We start from the raw sequence: 19,520 nt of genomic DNA on the forward strand, positions 1-19,520 counted from the left end.
CCAAAGCAAGTGCTTGGTAGGTTAGAGTATGGCGCATGGAGCACTTCCGGCGCGAGGTGCGGGAATGGTTGTCCGCCAACCTCGTCGGCGAGTTCGCCGACCTGCGCGGCCTGGGCGGGCCGGGTCGTGAGCACGAGGCGTTCGAGCAGCGGTTGCGGTGGGACCGGCACCTGGCGGCCCACGGGTGGACGGCGCTCAGCTGGCCCGGCGAGCGCACGATCGACGAACAGGTCGTGTTCCACGAGGAGTACGCGCGGGCGAACGCGCCGGCGCGGGTGAACGTCGTCGGCGAGGGCCTGCTGGGTCCGACGCTGTGCGCGTTCGGCACACCGGAGCAGCAGCGGCGGTTCCTGCCGAAGATCCGCGCGGTGGAGGAGCTGTGGTGCCAGGGCTACTCCGAACCCGGCGCCGGCTCCGACCTCGCGTCGGTCAGCACGCGGGCCGAGCTCGTGAACGGCCGGTGGGTGGTCACCGGCCAGAAGGTCTGGACCTCGCTCGCGCACGTCGCCGACTGGTGCTTCGTGCTCGCGCGGACCGAACCGGGCTCGCGGCGCCACCACGGCCTGTCGTACCTGCTCGTGCCGATGGACCAGCCCGGCGTAGAGGTCCGCCCGATCCGCCAGCTCACCGGCACCTCGGAGTTCAACGAGGTGTTCTTCAACGGCGCCGTGACCGCCGGGGAGAACGTCGTCGGTGAACCCGGTGAGGGCTGGAAGATCGCGATGGCGACCCTCGGGTTCGAACGCGGTGTCGCCATGCTCGGCCACCAGGTCGCGTTCCGGCGCGAGCTGGACGAGCTGATCGCGCAGGCACCCGGTGAGCCGGTGCTGCAGGACCGGCTCACCAGGGCGTGGGTCGACCTGCACGTCATGCGCTCGCACACGCTGCGGACCCTCGGCGACGAGCCCGGCCCCGAGGCGTCGGTGCTGAAGCTGTTCTGGTCCGGCTGGCACAGGAGGCTCGGAGAGCTCGCCATGGACGTCCTCGGCCCGGCCTCGATGCTCGACGGCAACCCGCACCAGGCGCTGTTCCTGTTCAGCCGCGCGGAGACGATCTACGGCGGCTCCGACGAGGTCCAGCGCGAGATCATCGCCCACCGCGTGCTGGGACTGCCCCGGTGAAGGGCCACGACCTGCTCGTGGGCAAGGTCGTCGTGGTCACCGCGGCGGCGGGCACGGGCATCGGCTCGGCCACCGCGCGCCGGTGCCTGGAAGAGGGCGCGACCGTCGTGATCAGCGACTGGCACGAGCGCCGGCTCAGGGAAACCCACGAGTCGCTCGGCGCCCACCACGCGGTCCCGTGCGACGTCACGAACGAGGACCAGGTGCGGGCGCTGGTCGACCAGACCGTCGAGCGGTTCGGCCGGATCGACGTCATGGTCAACAACGCCGGCCTTGGCGGCGAGAGGTCGGTCGTGGACATGACCGACGACGAGTGGTCGCGCGTGCTGGACGTGACGCTGAACGGCACCTTCCGCTGCACGAGGGCGGCGTTGCGCCGAATGGTCGCCCAACGAAGCGGTGTCGTCGTCAACAACGCGAGTGTGATCGGCTGGCGGGCGCAGAGGGGTCAAGCCCATTACGCCGCAGCGAAAGCGGGTGTGATGGCGTTGACGCGGTGCGCCGCGATGGACGTGGCCGAGCACGGCATCCGGGTGAACGCGGTCGCTCCGAGCTTGGCCGCGCACCCGTTCCTGAGCAAGGTCACCAGTGAGGAGTTGCTGACGGAGCTCGCGTCCAGGGAGGCGTTCGGGCGCGCCGCCGAGCCGTGGGAGGTCGCGAATGTGATCGTGTTCCTCGCGAGCGACTACTCGGCCTACCTGACGGGCGAGGTCGTCTCGGTGAGCAGTCAGCACCCGTGAGAGAGGAACGAACGATGAGTGGGCGGCGCCAGGAGCTGCTCGCGTTGGCGGCGAGGATGTTCGCCGAACGCGGGTACGGGCAGACGACGGTGCGCGACATCGCGGACGCGGCGGGCATCCTGTCCGGCAGTCTCTACCACCACTTCGACTCGAAGGAGTCGATGGTGGACGAGATCCTGCGGTCGTTCCTCGACGAGCTGTTCACCCGCTACCGCGAGGTCGTCGACGCGGGACTCGGGCCGAAGCAGACGCTGAGGGCGCTGGTCGTGGCGTCGTTCGAGGCGATCGACACCCGGCACGCCGAGGTCGCGATCTACCAGAACGAGTCGAAGCACCTGGCCGGCCTGGAGCGGTTCTCGTACGTGGACGACCGCAGCGTCGAGTTCCGCAAGCTGTGGACCGTGCTGCTGGAGGACGGCATCCGGGCCGGGGTGTTCCGCGCCGACCTCGACGTGGACCTGGCCTACCGCTTCATCCGCGACACGGTGTGGGTGGCCGTGCGCTGGTACCGGCCCGACGGCGAGCTGTCCGCGGAGACCGTCGCCGAGGAGTACCTGGCGATCTTGCTCGACGGAATTGCAACAGGGCGCCGGAGGGCGAAGACGTAGAGGAGGGCCCTCGTGGCCGAGGCGTACATCATCGAAGCTGTGCGGACCCCGGCGGGACGGCGCGGCGGCGTGCTGAGCCACGTGCACCCGGCCGATCTCGGCGCGCACGTGATCACCGCGCTGCTCAACCGGGTCGACGTCGACCCGACCGACGTGGACGACGTGGTGTTCGGCTGCGTCGACACGGTCGGGCCGCAGGCGGGGGACATCGCGCGCACGGCATGGCTCGCGGCCGGGTTCCCCGAGCAGGTGCCGGGGGTGACGGTCGACCGGCAGTGCGGTTCCAGCCAGCAGGCCGTGCACTTCGCGGCGCAGGCGGTGATGAGCGGGACGGCCGACTTCGTGGTCGCGGGCGGCGTGCAGAACATGTCGCAGGTGCCGATCGGGTCGGCCATGACGGTCAACCCGCACGCCGGCTGCCAGGGCTGGCAGCACCGCTACGGCGACGAGGAGGTCAACCAGTTCCGCTCGGCCGACCTGATCGCGGTGCGGTGGGACCTGTCGCGCCGGGAGATGGAGGAGTTCGCGCTGCGGAGCCACCTGCGGGCGTTGACGGCGATCAAGGAGGGCCGGTTCGACCGGGAGATCGCACCGGTCGACGGGGTGGTGCACGACGAGTGCCCGCGACCGGACACGAGCGTGGAGAAGATGGCGGCGCTCAAACCGCTGCGGCCCGACGGGCGGACGACGGCGGCGTTGTCGAGCCAGATCTCCGACGGTGCCTCGGCGGTGCTGGTGGCGTCGGAACGGGCCGTGCGCGAACGCCGGTTGACCCCGCGGGCCCGCGTGCACCACCTGTCGGCGCGCGGGTCCGACCCGGTCTACATGTTGACCGCGCCGATCAGGGCGACGAGGTACGCGCTGGAACGGACCGGAATGTCCATTGCGGACATCGACCTGTTCGAGGTCAACGAGGCGTTCGCGTCGGTGCCGCTGGCATGGGCCAAGGAGCTGGGCGTCGACCTGGCGAAGGTCAACGTCAACGGGGGAGCGCTCGCGCTGGGCCACCCGATCGGCGCGACCGGCACGAAGCTGTTCACGACGTTGCTGCACGAGCTGGAGCGCACCGGCGGCCGGTTCGGGTTGCAGACGATGTGCGAGGGCGGCGGTCAGGCGAACGTGACGATCATCGAACGACTCGGGTGAGGTTGCCGATGATCTCCTCGGCGTCGGTGACGATGCCGGAGATCAGCTCGTCGCAGGTCGGCAGGTCGTCGAGCAGCCCGACGACCTGACCGGCCGCGAGCACGCCCGCGCCGGTCCGGCCCTCGACGAGACCGGCGCGCAGCAGCATCGGCGTGTTCGCGGCCATGACGACCTGGGACCAGGTGAGGTCCCTGCTGTGCTTCAGCGCGAGGCCGTCGCGGAGCATCGCGCGCCAGGACAGGCCGGTGTGGGAGCGGAGCCTGGCCGCGTTGGTCAGCGCTCTGACCAGGCTGCTGACGCGGCCGGACCGTTCGAGGTGGTCGACGAGGTCGGTGCGCAGGACGCGGTGGGGCAGGCCGTCGACGCGGGTGGTGACGACCGTGCCGCCCAGGTCCCGGTGCAGGTAGGCCTGCTTGACGGCGTCCGGCACGGTGCTTTCCCGCGTGAGCAGGAACCGGGTGCCCATGGCGATGCCCGCCGCGCCGTACGCGAGGGCGGCGGCGAGGCCCCGGCCGTCGAAGAAGCCACCGGCGGCGACCACCGGGATGTCGACGGCGTCCAGGACGCTGGGCAGCAGCAACGTCGTGGCGACGCCGCCGGTGTGCCCGCCGCCCTCCCCGCCCTGCACGACCACGGCGTGCGCACCCCACCGCGCGACCTTCTCGGCGTGCCGGGCCGCGCCGACCGACGGGATGACGACCGTGCCGGCGTCGGCGAGCTTGGCGATCATGTCGGGTTTCGGGGCGAGCGCGAAGGAGGCGACCCTCACCCGTTCGCGGATCAGCAGGTCGACGCGTTCGCCCGCGTCGTGCGCGTCGGCGCGGAGGTTGACGCCGAACGGTTGCGCGGTGCGGGCGCGGGTCTCCTTGATGGCGGCTTCGAGCTCGGTGCACGTCATGGTCGCCGAGGCGAGGATGCCGAGGCCGCCCGCTTCGGCCGTGGCGGACACCAGCCGCGGTCCGGCGACCCAGCCCATCCCGGTCTGCACGACCGGGTGTCGCACACCGACGAGCTCGGTCAGCGCGGTCTTCACCGGACCTCCCTCTCCCGCTCGGCGTCCGGGTCGAGCCGGGTGCGGATCAGCTCCAGCTCCTCGCCGGTGGGCAGGCGGGTCTCGGTGACGTCGCCGGCGGTGAGCGGGAACGACGTCTGCTGCTGCACCTCGTCCACGGAGGCGCCGGGGTGCACGGAGACCAGCCGCATCGAGTGGTCCGGGGTGGCGAAGTCGAGCACGGCGAGGTTCGTGACCACCCGGTGGACGTCGTGGAACGGGCCGACCGCGCGGTCGTAGCCCACGCCGGAGACCACGTCGACCTTGTCGACGAACACCCGGGTGCTGTGCTTGGGCACCCAGTAGCTGGTGCGGTGGTTGATCGTGTTGCCGGGTGCGCCGCGGAACCCGAGCAGCTGCCGCGTGGGCCTGGCGTGGTCGCCGATCGCGGAGATGTTCTGGTTGCCGAACCGGTCGACCTGGTTCGCGCCCATCACGACGTGCCGGCGGCCGTGCGCGACGACGTCGAACACCTTCCGGTACGGCAGCCATCCCTCCACAGTGGACTTCGGTGTGAGCAGGAACGCCTCCCCGTCGCTCAGCAGCAGGTCCGGTTCGGTGGTGAGCCGCGCGAGGCGGGCACCGAGCGAGGGGATGAGGCCCATCGGGCTGGCGAGCACCTCCCCGGCACCGGCGAACAGGTCGGCGCAGGCCACGACGCAGACCTCGGCACGCGTGACGTCGCTCATCCCAGGAACCTCCGGTAGAAGCCCGGCCACTGCTCGGGGTTGGCCGCTGCGGCGGCGTACTCGCGTTGCGCGGCCTCGTCACGGGGGTAGTCGGGCACGCAGCTCGTGAACCCCGCGCCGCCCGGTGCCTCGACGACGCCGTCGACCATCATCCGGTTGAGCAGCAGGGTCTGCGGTGCTCCGTCGAACCGCTCGACGATCCGCTCGCACGAGACGTACCGGCGGTCGGCGGCCAGGCAGAACAGGTCGTCGAAGTACGGGTCCGGCCCGAGGTACTGGGCGTTGCCGTGCCGGTCCGCGCGGTTGAGGTGCACGAGCGCCACGTCCAGCTTGATGGCGGGCATGGCGACGAGCTCCTCGCCGTCGTCGTAGGGGGAGCGGACCGTGCGGATCTCGGGCGCGTACCTGAGCACGTCCGACCCCAGCCCGGCGCGGATCGGCAGGAACGGCAACCGGTGCGCTGCCGCCCTGAGCCCGACCTGGAACATGCCCTCGTCCAGCTCCAGCACCGCGATCGCACCGGTCTCGCGCGCCCGTTTGAACCACGGGTCGTAGGCGATGGTGTCGAGCGAGACGAACCCGTAGACCAGCTTGCGGACCTTGCCGGCCGCGCACAGCAGACCGACGTCCGGGCCGCCGTACGACACGATCGTCAGGTCCTTGGCCGGTGTTGTGAGGAGCGCCTTGACCAGGGCCATCGGTTTGCGCCGCGAGCCCCAGCCGCCGATGCCGACGGTCATCCCGTCCTCGATCTCGCCGACGACCTCGTCAGCCGTCATTCGCTTGTCGCGCATGGTTCCCGTCCACGAAGGCCTGCCGGGCGCGGTCGGACGCGCCGGTGAGGTTCAGCTCGAAGGTGAAGCCCTGCTCGAAGCGGTAGCTCGTGTGCACCCGTTGCGGGTCGATGCCGTTGATCGCCTCCTTGGCCCTGCGGATCACCGCGGTGTCCTTCCGCGCGATCTCCCGCGCCAGCTCGCGAGCGGCGCCGCCGAGTGCGTCTCCGGGTACCACCCGGTACACGCTGCCGTGGTGGTGCAGCTGGGCGGCGGTGACGGTGGATGCCGTGTAGTAGAGCGCGCGCATGAGGTGCTGCGGCACGAGCCGGGCCAGGTGCGTTGCCGCACCGAGCGCACCCCGGTCGACCTCGGGCAGGCCGAAGTAGGCGTCGTCGGAGGCGATGACGACGTCCGCGTTGCCCACCAGCCCGACCCCGCCGCCGAGGCAGAACCCGTGCACCGCCGCGATGACCGGCACCGCGCACTCGTACACCGCCCCGAACGCCTTGGCGCAGCCCCGGTTCGCCGCGACCAGCGCGTCGTACCCCGGCGTCCGCTGCATCTCCTTGAGGTCGACCCCGGCGCAGAACCCGCGGTTCTCGGCCCGCAGGACCACCACCCGCGCGTCCTCGTCCTCGCCCGCGGACGTGATCGTCTCGGCCAGCTCGAACCACCCGCGCGCCGGCAGTGCGTTGACCGGGGGGAAGTCGATGGTCACTTCGACGACGCCGCTTTCGGTGTGGCTGCTGGAGATCCCCATCGCGCCGCCTTCCAAACCAAGCGATTGCTTGGTAACTTAGCAGCGCCGGAGCGACCGGGGTAGGTGCGGAGTGGAACTCGACCTCGACGGATCAGTGGTCCTGGTGACGGGCGGCGTGCGGGGTGTCGGCGCCGGCATCACCCGCGCGTTCCTGGCGGCCGGTGCCGTGGTGGTGACCTGCGCTCGCCGTCCCGCCGAGGTACCGGGCGCGTCTTTTGTCCCGTGCGACGTCCGGGACGCAGACCAGGTCGCCGCGCTGGTGTCCTCGATCGTCGCGCGGCACGGCCGGCTGGACGCGGTGGTGAACAACGCGGGCGGTGCGCCGTTCGCCCTCGCGGACCAGGCCTCGCCGCGGTTCCACGAAAAGGTCGTCGAGCTGAACCTCCTGGCGCCGCTGCTGGTCTCGCAGGCCGCGTACGCCGTGATGCGCGACCAGGAGGGTGGCGGCTCGATCGTGATGGTCAGCAGCATCAGCGGCCGCCGTCCCTCTCCCGGCACCGCGGCTTACGGTGCCGCCAAGGCCGGTCTGGAGAACCTGACCGCCTCGCTTGCCGTCGAATGGGCGCCACGGGTCCGTGTGAACGCTCTGGCCGTGGGTCTCGTACGCACCGAACAGTCCCACCTGCACTATGGCGATGAAGCCGGTATCGCGGCGGTCGCGCGCACCGTGCCGTTGGGCCGTCTCGCGTCACCGGACGAGGTCGGCGCGTGTGCCGTGTTCCTCGCTTCACCGCTTGCTTCTTACGTCACGGGCGCGACCCTGCCGGTGCACGGCGGGGGAGAGGTGCCCGCCTTCCTGGCCGCCGCCCAGACCGACGGGGGTTCGTCATGACGTTGTGCGAGGACCGGGTCGTGGTCGTCACGGGTGCGGGCCGCGGCATCGGCCGCGCGCACGCCTTGGCGTTCGCCGAAGCCGGTGCGCGGGTCGTGGTGAACGACCTGTCGGCTGAGGTGGCCGGCGAGGTGGCGGCTCAGATCGGTCCGCGGGCGGTGGTGAACACCGACGACGTGGGCACCTGGGCGGGCGCTCGCCGGGTGGTCGAGGCGGCTGTGGACGCGTTCGGCGGCGTGGACGTGCTCGTGAACAACGCGGGCGTCGTGCGCGACCGCATGATCGTGAGCTGCGCCGAGGACGAGTGGGACGAGGTCGTCCGCGTGCACCTCAAGGGCCACTTCGCACCCCTGCACCACGCGGCGGCGCACTGGCGCGCCGTGGCGAAGGACGGCGGCACGGTGTCCGGCCGGGTGATCAACACGTCTTCGGGCGCGGGCCTGTTCGGCAGCGTCGGCCAAGCGAACTACTCGGCCGCCAAGGCGGGCATCGCGGCGCTGACCCTGGTGGCGGCGGCGGAACTGGCCCGCTACGGGGTCACGGTGAACTCGATCGCCCCCGCCGCCCGCACCCGCATGACCGAGCACGTGTTCGACACGATGGCGGCGCCGGACCACGGCTTCGACGCGATGGCCCCGGAGAACGTGTCACCGCTGGTGGTGTGGCTGGGCAGCGCGGAGTCCGGTGACGTCACCGGGAAGATGTTCGAGGTCGACGGCGGGCGGATCTGCCTGGTCGACGGGTGGCAGCGGGGGCGGGAGGCCGACAAGGGGGAGCGGTGGGCGCCGGAGGAGCTCGGGCCGGTGGTGCGCGACCTGGTGGCCGGCCACCGGCCGGTGCCGGTGTACGGCGCTCGGTGAGGTCGACGACCAGCGGGGGCCGTTGATCGGTGCCACCATGGTGCGTGGCGTCGTTCGAGGAGGTCGCCGCCGAGCTGGCACAGGTGGCTGACGTGGCGCGGAAGGTGATCGCCGCTGTGCGCGAGGCCGGCAAGGCGGCGCAGGAGGCCGTGGACCTGGTCGCGGCAGCCACGCGCGGAGCACGACACCTCGAAGGAGAGGCCGACCAGGTCGTGCGGTGCTGGACCGAGGTCGTCACGGCCACCGGGCAGTTGGCCCAGGTCCTCGCGGCTGCCTGTCAGGCGGTCGACCGGCTCCATCGGAGCTTTTCCGGCCGCGCTCCCGCTACGGCGGAGTCAGCCCAGCCGGCCACGTGGGCCGGTCGGCAGCGCACCCAGCTGCCTGCCCATGTCACGAGCGGTGTCTACCGCGACGAGGACGGCCACAGCGATCTGGTCCAGAGCGGAGGCGAACCAACGGTGAGGACCGGGAGATCGCACGGCACCTGGTGGCGATCGGCCGAGTCCGGCCCCGGACGTTCCTCGCTGTGGCGCAGCACGTCGAGATGAAGGTGGGCTGGCGCATGCGCGCGTCTGGTGTGCAAGCTGCGGAAGTGGTCGTCAACAACCGGCTGTGCGAAGGCCGCCTGTCCTGCTTCGAACTGCTGCCGCACGTGCTGCTGCCAGGTCAAACGCTGGTCGTCCATGATCCGGTAAGGTCGTACACGTTCCACGGGAGGGGCACTCGGTGAGCTACACGCTTGACGTCTGGTACTACCGCGAGGACGACCGCAGCGGTCCGGGGAACACCCCGGTCACGATCACCTCCAGCGCTGAGCTGGAGGACGTGCTGACCCACGTCCTGAACCACCCGCAGCCGCACCCGGCGCAGATCGTCGCCCGTGAACGCCCCGTGGTCGGCCCGCACGACGAGCCGGACACCCTGATCAAGCTGGCCGTCGCACCGCTGGAACAGGTGGGCGCCCTGCTGTTCCTGGGGCCCGAGTCCTGGGTGCCACCCGTCGATGGCGACACCTCCACCGGTGTGTACGCGACCCGCGCCGAAGCGCCCGTTCCCGGCGCCCCGACGCTCTACGTCGACACCGACACCAAGACGCCGTTCCCGACCGACGCGGCCCTGCCCGTCCCGCACCTGCTCGCCGCCCTGGAGGAGTTCCGCCAGACCGGCGAGCGCCCGACGTGCGTGGAGTGGCAGGAGACCCAGGTCTCCTGACCGGCGGCTCTGGCCTCAGCTGTACTCGACCTGGAACTCCTTGATCCCGTTCAACCACCCCGACCGCAGTCGCCGCGGTGCCCCGGCCTCCCGGATGTCCGGCATGTGGTCCGCGATGGCGTTGAAGATCAGGTCGATCTCCAGCCGCGCCAGGTTGGCCCCGATGCAGAAGTGGGCGCCGTTGCCGCCGAACCCCAGGTGCGGGTTGGGGTCGCGGGTGATGTCGAACCGCTCCGGGTGGTCGAAGACCTCCTCGTCGAAGTTCGCGGACGAGTAGAACAGGCCGACCCGCTGGCCCTTCTTGATCTCCACGCCGCTGAGCGAGGTGTCCTGGGTCGCGGTGCGCTGGAACACGACCACCGGCGTGGCGTAGCGGACGATCTCGTCGGCGGCGGTGGCCGGGCGTTCGGCCTTGAAGAGCTCCCACTGGTCGGGGTGGTCGAAGAACGCCTTCATGCCGTGCGTGATGGCGTTGCGGGTGGTCTCGTTGCCGGCGACGGCCAGCAGCAGCACGAAGAAGCCGAACTCCTCCGACTTGAGGCCCGCACCGTCCACATCGGCCTGGACGAGCTTCGTGACGATGTCCTCGCGCGGGCACGAACGGCGGTCCTCGGCCATGGTCCAGGAGTAGCCGAGCAGCTCGGTCGCGGCGGTCAGCGGGTCGTCGTCGATCTCCGGGTCGTCGTAGGAGATCATCTGGTTCGACCAGTCGAAGATCTTGCGGCGGTCCTCCTGCGGGACGCCGATCAGCTCCGCGATCGCCTGCAGGGGCAGTTCGCACGCGACGTCGGTGACGAAGTTGCCGGAGCCCTTCTCCTTCGCCTCGGTCACGATCTGCTCGGCCCTCGCGCTCAGGGCCGCGCGCAGACCGTTGATCGCCCTGGGCGTGAAGCCGCGGGAGATGATGCCGCGCTGCTTGGTGTGCACCGGCGGGTCCATGTTCAGCAGCAGGAGCCGCTGCATCTCGATGCGGTCGCGCGGCAGGTCGTCGGCGAACCGGATGATCGCGGTGTTCTCCCAGCTCGAGAAGAGCTCGCTGTTGCGCGACACCTCCTTGACGTCGGCGTGCTTCGACACGACCCAGAACCCGTCGTCGGCGAACCCGCCCTGGCCGTGCGGGTGGGCGTTCCACCAGATCGGCGCGGTCTGCCTGAGCTCGGCGAACTCCTCGAACGGCAGGCGGGTCGCGTACATGTCGGGGTCGGTGAAGTCGAAGCCCTCCGGGATGCGCGGCTTGCTCACGAGCACCTCCTAGCTGTAACGCGTTCTAACCGATTCAAACACGGTTGTAGCTTGTGGTGAAGCCCCCATGCGGCCAAGCTGGTCAGCAAAAGGAACGTGTTCTAGTTCTTTGGCGAGGGGAGGCCCGCGTGGGGAGTCCGGTGATCGTGGGAGCGGTGCGCACGCCCATCGGCAAGCGTGACGGCTGGTTGTCCGGTCTGCACGCCGCCGAGCTCCTCGGTGCGGCACAGCGGGGTCTGCTCGACCGGACCGGAGTCGACCCGTCCGCTGTAGAACAGGTCATCGGCGGCACGGTCACCCAGGCGGGTGAACAGTCCAACAACATCACGCGCACGGCCTGGCTGCACGCCGGACTGCCGCGGACGACGGGCTGCACCACCGTCGACTGCCAGTGCGGGTCGGCGCAGCAGTCCACCCACCTGGTCGCCGGCCTGATCGCCACCGGCGCGATCGACGTGGGCATCGCCTGCGGGGTCGAGGCGATGAGCCGGGTGCCGCTGCGGGCCAACATCGGCGACTCCGGGATGCCGCGGCCCGAGTCGTGGAGCATCGACCTGCCCGACCAGTTCGTGGCGGCCGAACGGGTGGCCGCCCGCCGCGGCATCGGGCGCGAGGAGGTCGACCGGTTCGGCGTCGCCTCGCAGACCAAGGCCCGCCGGGCGTGGGCAGAGGGGCGGTTCGCCGCCGAGGTGGTGCCGGTCAAGGTCGGGCAGGAGCTCGTCGACACCGACCAGGGCCTGCGCGAGACCAGCCTCGAGAAGCTGGCGGCGTTGAAACCGGTGGTCCCCGGCGGCGTGCACACGGCGGGCACGTCCTCGCAGATCTCCGACGGCGCCAGCGCGGTGATGGTCGTCGACGAGGCCTGGGCGCGGGCCCACGGGCTGCGGCCGCGGGCCCGCATCGTCACGCAGTGCCTGGTCGGGTCGAACCCGTACTACCACCTGGACGGGCCGGTGGACGCCACGAACCGGCTGCTCGACCGCAGCGGCATGAAGATCGGCGACATCGACCTGTTCGAGGTCAACGAGGCGTTCGCGTCCGTCGTGCTGTCGTGGGCGGCGGTGCACCGGCCCACCCTCGACCGGGTCAACGTCAACGGCGGCGCCATCGCGCTCGGGCACCCCGTCGGCAGCACCGGCACCCGGCTGATCACCACGGCGTTGCACGAGCTGGAGCGCAGGGACGGCACGACGGCGTTGGTCACGATGTGCGCGGGTGGTGCGCTGGCGACCGGGACGATCATCGAACGGCTCTAGATTGGAGCGCATGGCCCGAACCGCCCGTCGCATGCACGAGCTCCTCGAACCGATCTGCCTCGTCACGTACATGGAGGACGAGGTTGGCGAGGAGTACGCCGCTCTCGGCCACCGCAACTACTGGAGCGGCTACTTCGCCAGCCGTGCCGCACCGCTGGGGCGCGTGCCGGCGGAGGTCGTGCACGCGGCGTTCTGCAACTTCGGTCCCGGCGAGGCCGCGCGGCACATCCCGAGCGCGTGGGAGAAGATCCCGGCTGAGGAGTCCCTCGCCGCACGGGAACGCGGCAGCGTGGCCTCCCTGCGCCGAATCCTGGGCGACCTGGCCGGCGCGGAGGGCGTGCACCGGGCCGCCGACCTCACCACGAAGGCCGCCACGAGCGCGCCCACCGACGGCCGGGTCATGTACGCCGGGCTGCGCGCGCTGCCGATCCCGGCCGACCCGCTCACCCGGCTGTGGCACTCCGCGACCGTGCTGCGCGAGCACCGCGGCGACGGGCACGTCGCGGCCCTCGTCACCCACCGCGTCGGCGGCACGGAGGCGCACGTCATCAGTGCCATCGCGATGGGCGTCCACCCGCCCGAGTCGTTCGGCCGCATCCACCACCTGCCGCAGGAACGGCTGGCGGCGGTCATGGCGGGCCTGCGCGACCGGGGCCTCGTCGAGGACGGCCGGTTCACCGACGCCGGTCGCGCGCTGCAGCAGAGCATCGAGGCCCTCACCGACGAGCTCGCCGAGGCGCCCTACGAGGCCCTCACCCCGGACGAGCTCGACGAGCTGGTCACCGAGCTGGAACCGATCAGCGCGGTGCTCGCGGCTGCCGGGTCGCGGTGACCGCCCTGCTGCTCGACCGCCTCCACACCGCCGGACTGACCGACGTCACGGCCGTGGAACCGGTCGAGGGCGGCCTCGCGGCGGTCGCGGGCATCGCCGTCAGGGACCCGGACCCGCCGCTGTTCGTGAAGTCGTTCGCCGACGTGCCCGCGGACGACCTGTTCGCGGCCGAGGCGGACGGGCTGCGGGCGCTGCGGGAACGCGGCGGGCTCACCACGCCCGAGGTCGTCCTCGTGACCCGCGACCTGCTGGCGCTGTCGGTGCTGCGCGAACGGCCGACCGAGGAAGCGTTCTGGGAGCAGCTCGCCCACGCGCTCGCCCGGCTGCACACCTCGACGGTGCACGACCGGTTCGGCTGGGAGCACGACAACTGGCTCGGCCGCTACCGGCAGGTCAACACCTGGACCGCCGACGGGCACGAGTTCTTCGCGCGGCACCGCCTGCTGCGCTGGCTGCCGGAGCGGCGGGTCAGGGCGGCGCTCGACGAACGCGACCGGCGCGCCCTGGAACGGCTCTGCGACCGGCTGCCCGAGCTGCTGCCGGCGAACCCGGCCTGCCTGACCCACGGCGACCTGTGGGCCCAGAACGTCCTGGCCACCGCGGACGGCCGGCCCGCGGTGATCGACCCGGCGGTGTCGTACACCTGGGCCGAGGTCGACCTGGCCCACCTGTGGTGCTCCCCGCACCCGCCGGAGGCGAAGCGGTTCTTCGCCGTCTACGCGGAGCTGACCGGCCTGGACGACGACTGGCGCAGCCGGATGCCGGTGGTCCAGCTGCGCCAGAGCCTCGCCCTCATTGCCATGTTCGACCACGGCTGGGGCGCCGCGGACCAGGTCCGCGCCCTGCTCAAGCCGTTCCGGGCTGGGTGAACGTGGCCATCGCGCGCTCGGTCTCCCAGAACGCGCGCACCGACCTGATCAACCCGTCCTCGCCGGCGTTGTAGACGAACACACCCTCGGTGTCGACGCGCGCGCCACCGGGCAGGAACGCGGAGATCACGCCGACGTTCGCGCACTCCGATCCCGCCGCGAACGAGTCGTGCACCGTGAACTCGAACCGTTCGACGTTGGCGATGGCGAGGTCCCAGAACGCGGAGATGGCCTCCTTGCCGTGGTGGCCCTTGCCCTCCGCGTCGAACATCGACGGGCCGACCGGGTCCTCGACCACCGCGTCCTCGGCGAACAGCGCGAGCCACTCGTCCTTCGCCCCGCGCGTCACGGCGTCCATCGACCTCCACGACGCCACCCGCGCCGGGGTCTCCGCCTTCGAGGCGTTCCAGCTCACCGCGGTCATGAGAACTCCTCCAGCACCTCGTCGGCGAACCGCCGCAACCCGTCCTTCTTCGCCTCCACCGACCCGTCGAACCCGACGCCGTGGAACAGCCACGGCAGCACGATCACGTCGGTCACGCCGATCTCCTCCAGCTGCCGGTACCCGTCGAGCCCGAACCGGTCGACGCACACCGCCTGGACCTCGAACGGCCGCTCGAACGCCCCGAGGTCCCCGAGCTGCGCGATCACCGACCTCAGCTCCTCGAACCTGATCATCGCCGAGGTCCAGCCGTCGCCGACGCGTGCGGCGCGCTTCAACGCCGCGGGGGAGTGGCCGCCGACGTAGAACGGCACGGGCGCGGTCGGTGCCGGCGACATCTGCAACCGGCCGAAGTCGAAGTAGTCGCCGTGGTACTCGACCATCCCACCGCCCAGCACCAGCTTGAGCACGTCGATCATCTCGTCGACCCGCGGTCCCCGGTTCTTGAAGGGCACACCGCACCACTCGAACTCCTCCGGCGACCAGCCGAGCCCGAGACCGAGCCCGAACCGGTTGCCGGTCAGGTGCGCGACCGAACCGATCTGGCGGGCCAGCAGCAACGGGTTGCGCGAGCCGAGCTTCAGCACCTGCGTGTAGAAGCGGATGCGCGAGGTCACCGCGCCCATCGCCGCCGCGGCCACGAACGGGTCCACCCACGGCGTCTCGGCGTTCCACATCCGCGAGCCGTCCGGGGTGTACGGGTAGTCCGCGGACACCTCCTCCGAGAAGAACAGCGAGTCCGGCAACGCGATCGAGGCGTACCCGCACTCCTCGGCGCACCGGGCCAGCTCGGTCAGCTGGTCGAGCGGGCTCATCGCGATGCCGACGGTGAACTTCATGCTGGCTTCTCCGATCCGACGACCCACATGGCGAAGAACTGCGACCCACCGCCGTACGCGTGCCCCAGCGCACGCCGCGCCCCGTCGACCTGGTGGTCGCCGGCCGTGCCCATGACTTGCATCGCGGCCTCGGCGAACCGCAGCAGCCCGGACGCGCCGATCGGGTTCGACGACAGCACGCCGCCGCTCGGGTTCACCGGCAGCCGCCCGCCGATCTCGGTCTCGCCGGCCTCGGTGAGCTTCCAGCCCTGCCCGGCCTCGGTGAAGCCCAGGTTCTCCAGCCACATCGGCTCGAACCAGGAGAACGGCACGTAGATCTCGGCCGCGTCCACTTCGGACAGCGGGTCGGTGATGCCTGCCTGCCGCCACAACGCCCGCGCCGCGTCCTGACCGGCCCGCGGGTTGACCTGGTCGCGCCCGGCGAACGTCGTGGGCTCGGTGCGCATCGCGGTGGCGTGGACCCAGGCCGCGCGCGACGACGTCGGCTCGGCGGAGATCACGACCGCGCAGGCGCCGTCCGAGGACGGGCACGTCTCGTCGTAGCGGATCGGGTCCCACAGCATCTGCGACGCCCGCACCGACTCGACCGTGATGCCGGGCTGCTTCAGGTGCGCGTACGGGTTCATGGCACCGTTGCGGCGGTCCTTGGCGGCGACCATCGCGCCGACGTGCTCGGGTGCGCCGGAACGGCGGATGTAGGAGCGCACGTGCGGCGCGAAGTACCCGCCAGCGCCCGCGTGCACCGGCATCGTGAACGGCGTCGGCACCGACAGCGCCCACATCGCGTTCGACTCCGACTGCTTCTCGAACGCCACGGCCAGCACGCGCTCGTGCACCCCGGCCTGGACCAGCGACGCGGCCACGTTCGCCGTGCTGCCGCCGACCGAGCCCGCGGTGTGCACGCGCAGCAGCGGTTTCCCGACCGCTCCCAGCGCGTCCGCGAGGAACAGCTCGGGCATCATCACGCCCTCGAACAGGTCCGGTGCCTTGCCGAGCACCACGGCGTCGATGTCCGGCCAGTCCACGCCGGCGTCGGCCATCGCGCGGTCGACCGCCTCGCGGCACAGGCCCGCCATCGACACGTCGAGCCGTTTCGCGGCGTGGTGCGTCTGGCCGGTGCCGACCACAGCTGCCGGTCGCATCTAGTCCCGCCCTTCCATCACGCAGACCAGGTTCTGCTGCAGCAGCGGCCCGCTGGTGGCGTGCCCGAGCACCTTCGCGGCCGTGCCGTCGTGCACCCGGCGGGCCGCCTCGCCGATCCGCGACAGGCCCGCCGCGAACATCGGGTTGCCGGCGAGCACCCCGCCGGACGGGTTGACCGTGCTGTCGCCGAGCCCGAGCGCCTGGCTCAGCAGCAGCTCCTGGTGCGTGAACGGCGCGTGCAGCTCGGCGACCTCGACCCCGTCCGCACCGGCCGCCTTGCCCGCGGCCACCGCAGACGGGGACGCCGTGAGGTCGCGCGTGCCGAACGACGGCGAGTCGACCCGGTGCTCGAACCCGGTGATCCACGCCGGTCGCTCGCACAGTTCGCGTGCCCGGTCACCGGCGGCCAGCACGATCGTCGAGGCACCGTCGGTGATCGGCGCGCAGTCGTGCCGCCGCAACGGGTCCGCCACGTACGGCTCGTCGAGCAGGTCCTCCGGTGACACCGGTCCGGACAGCTGCGCCAGCGGGTTCGACATCGCCGCCGCACGCGACCGCGCGGCCACCTCGGCCATCGCGCGTTCGCTCCACAGGCCGTTCTCGATGCCCATCCGCGCCTGGATGCCCGCCAGACCCAGGGAGTCCGGCCACAGCGGCGTCACGACGTACGGGTCGAGCTGCATCGCCATGACCCGCCGCAGCTGTCCGGCCGACGACTTGCCGAACCCGTACACCAGGGCCGTGTCCACCTCACCGCACCGCAGCTTCACCCACGCCTCGTACAACGCCCACGCCGCGTCCATCTCGACGTGCGACTCCATGATCGGCGGGAACGCGCCGATGGCGTCCACGGCGGACACGAACGAGAACGCCCGCCCCGCCAGGTAGTCCGACGAGCCCGAGCACCAGAACCCGATGTCGGACTTCGTGAGGCCGAGCCCGCCGAGCACCTCGTGGAAGATCGGCACCAGCATCTCGACACCGTTGGTGGTGCCGTCGGTCTCGCGCACGCAGGGCGTCTGCGCGAAACCGACCACAGCGACGTCACGCATGCGGGCCCCTCACAGGTGCTGGGAGTAGGAGTCGAACGGCGCGTCCGGCTCACCGGAGGGCGTGAAGTGGTCGATGTTCTGCATCGTCGGGCCCCACTCCTCGCGCGGCTTCCACACCGCCTCGACGCGCATGCCCATCCGCACGTCCTCGGGCGCGACGCCCAGGAGCAGGTGCAGGAACGGGATGTCCGCGCCGTCGAGCAGCACGTACGCCGAGACGTACGGCGGCGGGATGCGCTGGCCCAGGAAAGGCACGTTGACCACGCAGAACGTCGTGATCGTGCCGCGGTCGGACAGCTCGACCGGATCGGTCGTGGGCACACCGTCGGTCGGGCAGGCCGGGCGCGGCGGGAAGTACACCTTCTCGCACGCGGGGCAGCGTTGCGCGACCAGCCGCCCCTCCATGAGCCCGCGCAGGAACGGGTCCTCGGTCGGCGACGCGGTGTGCGTGTAGTGCAGGTGCACCGGGGTCGTGACCATGGTGACGTCGTCGGCCTCGACCGGCTCGTCGCCCGGTTCGCCGGACAGCTCGAAGCACTCGATGTCGGTGATCGCGCCGACCCGGTCGTCGCGCCAGCGCACCCGGACGCGGGCGCCGGTGGAGATCCGGTCGGGTGATCCCGCGTCAACGGCGTGCAGCATCGACGTGTCGGCGCCGTCGAGCTGGACCAGCGCCCACGCGAACGGGCGGTCCAGCGGCTGGCCTTCCAGCGGCTCGGGAATCCACGACCACCCGCGCACGACACCGGTCGAGGCCACGTCCACGAACTCCGTCAGCCGCTCGGCGGTCACCGGGTCGTACTCCAGCGGCGGCACGTGCACACGGCCGTCCGCGCCGCGGATGCCGGTGACCTTCCTGCGGCGGAGGTCGGAGAGGAAGCGGCCGAGCGTGGGTCCGGTCGAGCGCGTGTAGTCGAAGCCCACGTCCAGCGGAGCACTCAGGGGCCTAGGCACAGATCAAAGTGAAACAGGTTCTCGAAATGGTGGCAAGATGGCGGCATGAAGCTCGGTCTGCAGCTCGGCTACTGGGGCGCTGCGCCGCCCGCGAACGCCCCCGAACTCGTGGCGGCGGCGGAGGAGTGCGGGTTCGACGCGGTGTTCGCCGCGGAGGCCTGGGGCTCCGACGCCTTCACCCCGTTGGCGTGGTGGGGATCCGCCACCCGACGGGTCCGGCTCGGCACGTCGGTCGTGCAGATGTCCGCGCGCACACCGGCCGCGTGCGCGATGCACGCGTTGACGCTGGACCACCTGTCCGGCGGGCGGTTCGTCCTCGGGCTGGGCGTCTCCGGCCCTCAGGTGGTGGAGGGCTGGTACGGGCAGCCGTTCGCGAAACCCCTGGCCAGGACCAGGGAGTACCTGTCGGTGCTGCGGCAGGTGCTGGCCCGCGAGGCGCCGGTGACCAACGCCGGTCCGCACTACCCGTTGCCGTACCGGGGGCCGGGTGCGCTGGGGCTGGGCAAGCCGCTCAAGCCGATCACCCACCCGCTGCGCGCCGACCTGCCGATCTGGCTGGGTGCCGAGGGGCCGAAGAACGTGGCGCTGGCAGCGGAGATCGCCGACGGGTGGCTCGCGATCTACTACGCGCCGCGCCTGGCCGGCATGTACGACGAATGGCTGGAGGAGGGACTGGCGAAAGCGGGGCGCACGCGGGCGGACTTCGAGGTCGCCGCCACCTGCCAGGTGGTCGTGACCGACGATCCCGTTGGCGTGCGCGGGTTCCTGAAGCCGTTCGTCTCCCTGTACATCGGCGGGATGGGTGCGCCCGGGATGAACTTCCACGCCGAGGTGTTCACCCGCATGGGATACGGCGAGGCCGTCGCGGACATCGGCAAGCTCTACCGGGCGGGACGCAAGGACGAGGCGGCGCAGGTGGTCCCAGACGAGCTGGTGCGGGAGATCAGCATCGTCGGCAGCGCCGAGGAGGTGCGCGCGGAGGTCGCTCGGTGGGAGGCCGCCGGGGTCACCCAGTTGCTCGTCGGCTGCCGCGACACCGACTCGATCAAGGCCGTCTCCGAGGCTTGTCAGTAGATGAAACACGTTCTACTTTGAG

At 71.3% G+C, this 19,520-nt stretch carries 23 protein-coding genes; 13 read left to right on the forward strand and 10 right to left on the reverse strand.

Annotated features, from left to right (window positions below; translation table 11 throughout):
* Positions 1-35 precede the first annotated feature (35 nt).
* Genes ACZ7CF_RS22880 through ACZ7CF_RS22895 form a run of 4 tightly spaced genes read left to right on the forward strand, consistent with a single transcriptional unit; the run spans position 36 to position 3,615 of the window.
* On the forward strand, positions 36-1,121 hold the full coding sequence (locus ACZ7CF_RS22880; protein WP_360389070.1) for an acyl-CoA dehydrogenase family protein: 1,086 nt from the start codon (positions 36-38) through the stop codon (positions 1,119-1,121).
* Positions 1,118-1,861 carry an SDR family oxidoreductase gene (locus ACZ7CF_RS22885; protein ID WP_360389067.1) on the forward strand — a complete coding sequence of 248 codons (744 nt, stop codon included), beginning with the start codon at positions 1,118-1,120 and terminating at the stop codon, positions 1,859-1,861. Before ACZ7CF_RS22880 ends, ACZ7CF_RS22885 begins: the two co-directional genes overlap by 4 nt.
* 14 nt (positions 1,862-1,875) lie before the next feature.
* A complete protein-coding gene (locus tag ACZ7CF_RS22890) occupies positions 1,876-2,469 on the forward strand; it encodes a TetR/AcrR family transcriptional regulator (RefSeq protein ID WP_470370513.1) in 594 nt (197 codons plus the stop codon).
* Between the two features lie 12 nt (positions 2,470-2,481).
* Positions 2,482-3,615: an acetyl-CoA C-acetyltransferase gene (locus ACZ7CF_RS22895; protein ID WP_470370514.1), complete on the forward strand. Its 1,134-nt coding sequence runs from the start codon at positions 2,482-2,484 to the stop codon at positions 3,613-3,615.
* Here ACZ7CF_RS22895 and ACZ7CF_RS22900 read toward each other — a convergent pair.
* From ACZ7CF_RS22900 to ACZ7CF_RS22915, 4 genes are read right to left on the reverse strand one after another with little or no spacing between them, the layout of a single operon-like run.
* Complete coding sequence (locus ACZ7CF_RS22900) at positions 3,596-4,648, reverse strand: NAD(P)H-dependent flavin oxidoreductase (RefSeq protein ID WP_470370515.1); 1,053 nt, start codon at positions 4,646-4,648, stop codon at positions 3,596-3,598. The two genes, ACZ7CF_RS22895 and ACZ7CF_RS22900, sit on opposite strands and share 20 nt — an antisense overlap.
* On the reverse strand, positions 4,645-5,355 hold the full coding sequence (locus ACZ7CF_RS22905) for a CoA-transferase subunit beta (protein WP_470370516.1): 711 nt from the start codon (positions 5,353-5,355) through the stop codon (positions 4,645-4,647). Before ACZ7CF_RS22905 ends, ACZ7CF_RS22900 begins: the two co-directional genes overlap by 4 nt.
* Positions 5,352-6,149 (reverse strand): CoA transferase subunit A, encoded by a 798-nt coding sequence (locus tag ACZ7CF_RS22910; protein WP_470370517.1) that lies wholly within the window; start codon positions 6,147-6,149, stop codon positions 5,352-5,354. Before ACZ7CF_RS22910 ends, ACZ7CF_RS22905 begins: the two co-directional genes overlap by 4 nt.
* Positions 6,124-6,891: an enoyl-CoA hydratase family protein gene (locus tag ACZ7CF_RS22915; protein WP_360389050.1), complete on the reverse strand. Its 768-nt coding sequence runs from the start codon at positions 6,889-6,891 to the stop codon at positions 6,124-6,126. Before ACZ7CF_RS22915 ends, ACZ7CF_RS22910 begins: the two co-directional genes overlap by 26 nt.
* A 70-nt stretch (positions 6,892-6,961) precedes the next feature.
* On the opposite strand from ACZ7CF_RS22915, the gene ACZ7CF_RS22920 reads away from it, so the two are divergent.
* From ACZ7CF_RS22920 to ACZ7CF_RS22940, 5 genes are read left to right on the forward strand one after another with little or no spacing between them, the layout of a single operon-like run.
* On the forward strand, positions 6,962-7,723 hold the full coding sequence (locus ACZ7CF_RS22920; protein ID WP_470370518.1) for an SDR family oxidoreductase: 762 nt from the start codon (positions 6,962-6,964) through the stop codon (positions 7,721-7,723).
* Entirely contained in the window at positions 7,720-8,583 is an 864-nt protein-coding gene (locus ACZ7CF_RS22925) for an SDR family oxidoreductase (RefSeq protein ID WP_470370519.1), read from the forward strand. Before ACZ7CF_RS22920 ends, ACZ7CF_RS22925 begins: the two co-directional genes overlap by 4 nt.
* A gap of 44 nt (positions 8,584-8,627) precedes the next feature.
* Positions 8,628-9,131, forward strand: coding sequence for a hypothetical protein (locus ACZ7CF_RS22930; protein ID WP_470370520.1), 504 nt, complete (start codon positions 8,628-8,630; stop codon positions 9,129-9,131).
* A complete protein-coding gene (locus ACZ7CF_RS22935; protein WP_470370521.1) occupies positions 9,110-9,313 on the forward strand; it encodes a DddA-like double-stranded DNA deaminase toxin in 204 nt (67 codons plus the stop codon). The genes ACZ7CF_RS22930 and ACZ7CF_RS22935 overlap by 22 nt, the downstream gene beginning before the upstream one ends.
* Positions 9,310-9,795, forward strand: a complete 486-nt coding sequence (locus ACZ7CF_RS22940) for an Imm1 family immunity protein (RefSeq protein ID WP_470370522.1) — start codon at positions 9,310-9,312, stop codon at positions 9,793-9,795. Before ACZ7CF_RS22935 ends, ACZ7CF_RS22940 begins: the two co-directional genes overlap by 4 nt.
* A gap of 15 nt (positions 9,796-9,810) precedes the next feature.
* Here the strand turns inward: ACZ7CF_RS22940 and ACZ7CF_RS22945 are convergent, their stop codons facing one another.
* Complete coding sequence (locus ACZ7CF_RS22945; protein WP_470370523.1) at positions 9,811-11,037, reverse strand: cytochrome P450; 1,227 nt, start codon at positions 11,035-11,037, stop codon at positions 9,811-9,813.
* Positions 11,038-11,165: 128 nt separating this feature from the next.
* Here ACZ7CF_RS22945 and ACZ7CF_RS22950 point away from each other — a divergent pair, with 128 nt between their 5' ends.
* Genes ACZ7CF_RS22950 through ACZ7CF_RS22960 form a run of 3 tightly spaced genes read left to right on the forward strand, consistent with a single transcriptional unit; the run spans position 11,166 to position 13,994 of the window.
* Positions 11,166-12,293, forward strand: a complete 1,128-nt coding sequence (locus ACZ7CF_RS22950; protein WP_470370524.1) for a steroid 3-ketoacyl-CoA thiolase — start codon at positions 11,166-11,168, stop codon at positions 12,291-12,293.
* A 10-nt stretch (positions 12,294-12,303) separates the two neighbouring features.
* Complete coding sequence (locus ACZ7CF_RS22955) at positions 12,304-13,125, forward strand: SCO6745 family protein (protein ID WP_470370525.1); 822 nt, start codon at positions 12,304-12,306, stop codon at positions 13,123-13,125.
* Complete coding sequence (locus ACZ7CF_RS22960) at positions 13,122-13,994, forward strand: fructosamine kinase family protein (protein ID WP_458431917.1); 873 nt, start codon at positions 13,122-13,124, stop codon at positions 13,992-13,994. Before ACZ7CF_RS22955 ends, ACZ7CF_RS22960 begins: the two co-directional genes overlap by 4 nt.
* Here ACZ7CF_RS22960 and ACZ7CF_RS22965 read toward each other — a convergent pair.
* Genes ACZ7CF_RS22965 through ACZ7CF_RS22985 form a run of 5 tightly spaced genes read right to left on the reverse strand, consistent with a single transcriptional unit; the run spans position 13,972 to position 18,424 of the window.
* Positions 13,972-14,418, reverse strand: a complete 447-nt coding sequence (locus ACZ7CF_RS22965) for a nuclear transport factor 2 family protein (RefSeq protein WP_458431918.1) — start codon at positions 14,416-14,418, stop codon at positions 13,972-13,974. The genes ACZ7CF_RS22960 and ACZ7CF_RS22965 overlap by 23 nt on opposite strands.
* A complete protein-coding gene (locus ACZ7CF_RS22970) occupies positions 14,415-15,275 on the reverse strand; it encodes a TIGR03619 family F420-dependent LLM class oxidoreductase (RefSeq protein WP_470370526.1) in 861 nt (286 codons plus the stop codon). The genes ACZ7CF_RS22965 and ACZ7CF_RS22970 overlap by 4 nt, the downstream gene beginning before the upstream one ends.
* A complete protein-coding gene (locus tag ACZ7CF_RS22975) occupies positions 15,272-16,417 on the reverse strand; it encodes a thiolase domain-containing protein (protein ID WP_360389024.1) in 1,146 nt (381 codons plus the stop codon). The genes ACZ7CF_RS22970 and ACZ7CF_RS22975 overlap by 4 nt, the downstream gene beginning before the upstream one ends.
* Complete coding sequence (locus ACZ7CF_RS22980) at positions 16,418-17,470, reverse strand: thiolase domain-containing protein (RefSeq protein WP_458431920.1); 1,053 nt, start codon at positions 17,468-17,470, stop codon at positions 16,418-16,420.
* Between the two features lie 9 nt (positions 17,471-17,479).
* Complete coding sequence (locus tag ACZ7CF_RS22985; protein WP_470370527.1) at positions 17,480-18,424, reverse strand: Zn-ribbon domain-containing OB-fold protein; 945 nt, start codon at positions 18,422-18,424, stop codon at positions 17,480-17,482.
* 45 nt (positions 18,425-18,469) lie between these two features.
* Between ACZ7CF_RS22985 and ACZ7CF_RS22990 the strand changes: the two genes are divergently transcribed.
* Positions 18,470-19,498: an LLM class F420-dependent oxidoreductase gene (locus ACZ7CF_RS22990; protein ID WP_470370528.1), complete on the forward strand. Its 1,029-nt coding sequence runs from the start codon at positions 18,470-18,472 to the stop codon at positions 19,496-19,498.
* The last annotated feature ends 22 nt before the right edge of the window (positions 19,499-19,520 follow it).

This window comes from Lentzea sp. NPDC036955, assembly GCF_055608005.1.

Excerpts from the sequence above, each read along its gene's own strand:
- ACZ7CF_RS22965 (WP_458431918.1), bottom strand. The coding sequence starts at position 14,418 with ATGACCGCGGTGAGCTGGAACGCCTCGAAGGCGGAGACCCCGGCGCGG.
- ACZ7CF_RS22915 (WP_360389050.1), bottom strand. The coding sequence starts at position 6,891 with ATGGGGATCTCCAGCAGCCACACCGAAAGCGGCGTCGTCGAAGTGACC.
- ACZ7CF_RS22925 (WP_470370519.1), top strand. The coding sequence starts at position 7,720 with ATGACGTTGTGCGAGGACCGGGTCGTGGTCGTCACGGGTGCGGGCCGC.
- ACZ7CF_RS22880 (WP_360389070.1), top strand. The coding sequence starts at position 36 with ATGGAGCACTTCCGGCGCGAGGTGCGGGAATGGTTGTCCGCCAACCTC.
- ACZ7CF_RS22980 (WP_458431920.1), bottom strand. The coding sequence starts at position 17,470 with ATGCGTGACGTCGCTGTGGTCGGTTTCGCGCAGACGCCCTGCGTGCGC.
- ACZ7CF_RS22955 (WP_470370525.1), top strand. The coding sequence starts at position 12,304 with ATGGCCCGAACCGCCCGTCGCATGCACGAGCTCCTCGAACCGATCTGC.
- ACZ7CF_RS22990 (WP_470370528.1), top strand. The coding sequence starts at position 18,470 with ATGAAGCTCGGTCTGCAGCTCGGCTACTGGGGCGCTGCGCCGCCCGCG.
- ACZ7CF_RS22910 (WP_470370517.1), bottom strand. The coding sequence starts at position 6,149 with ATGCGCGACAAGCGAATGACGGCTGACGAGGTCGTCGGCGAGATCGAG.
- ACZ7CF_RS22890 (WP_470370513.1), top strand. The coding sequence starts at position 1,876 with ATGAGTGGGCGGCGCCAGGAGCTGCTCGCGTTGGCGGCGAGGATGTTC.
- ACZ7CF_RS22970 (WP_470370526.1), bottom strand. The coding sequence starts at position 15,275 with ATGAAGTTCACCGTCGGCATCGCGATGAGCCCGCTCGACCAGCTGACC.
- ACZ7CF_RS22975 (WP_360389024.1), bottom strand. The coding sequence starts at position 16,417 with ATGCGACCGGCAGCTGTGGTCGGCACCGGCCAGACGCACCACGCCGCG.
- ACZ7CF_RS22905 (WP_470370516.1), bottom strand. The coding sequence starts at position 5,355 with ATGAGCGACGTCACGCGTGCCGAGGTCTGCGTCGTGGCCTGCGCCGAC.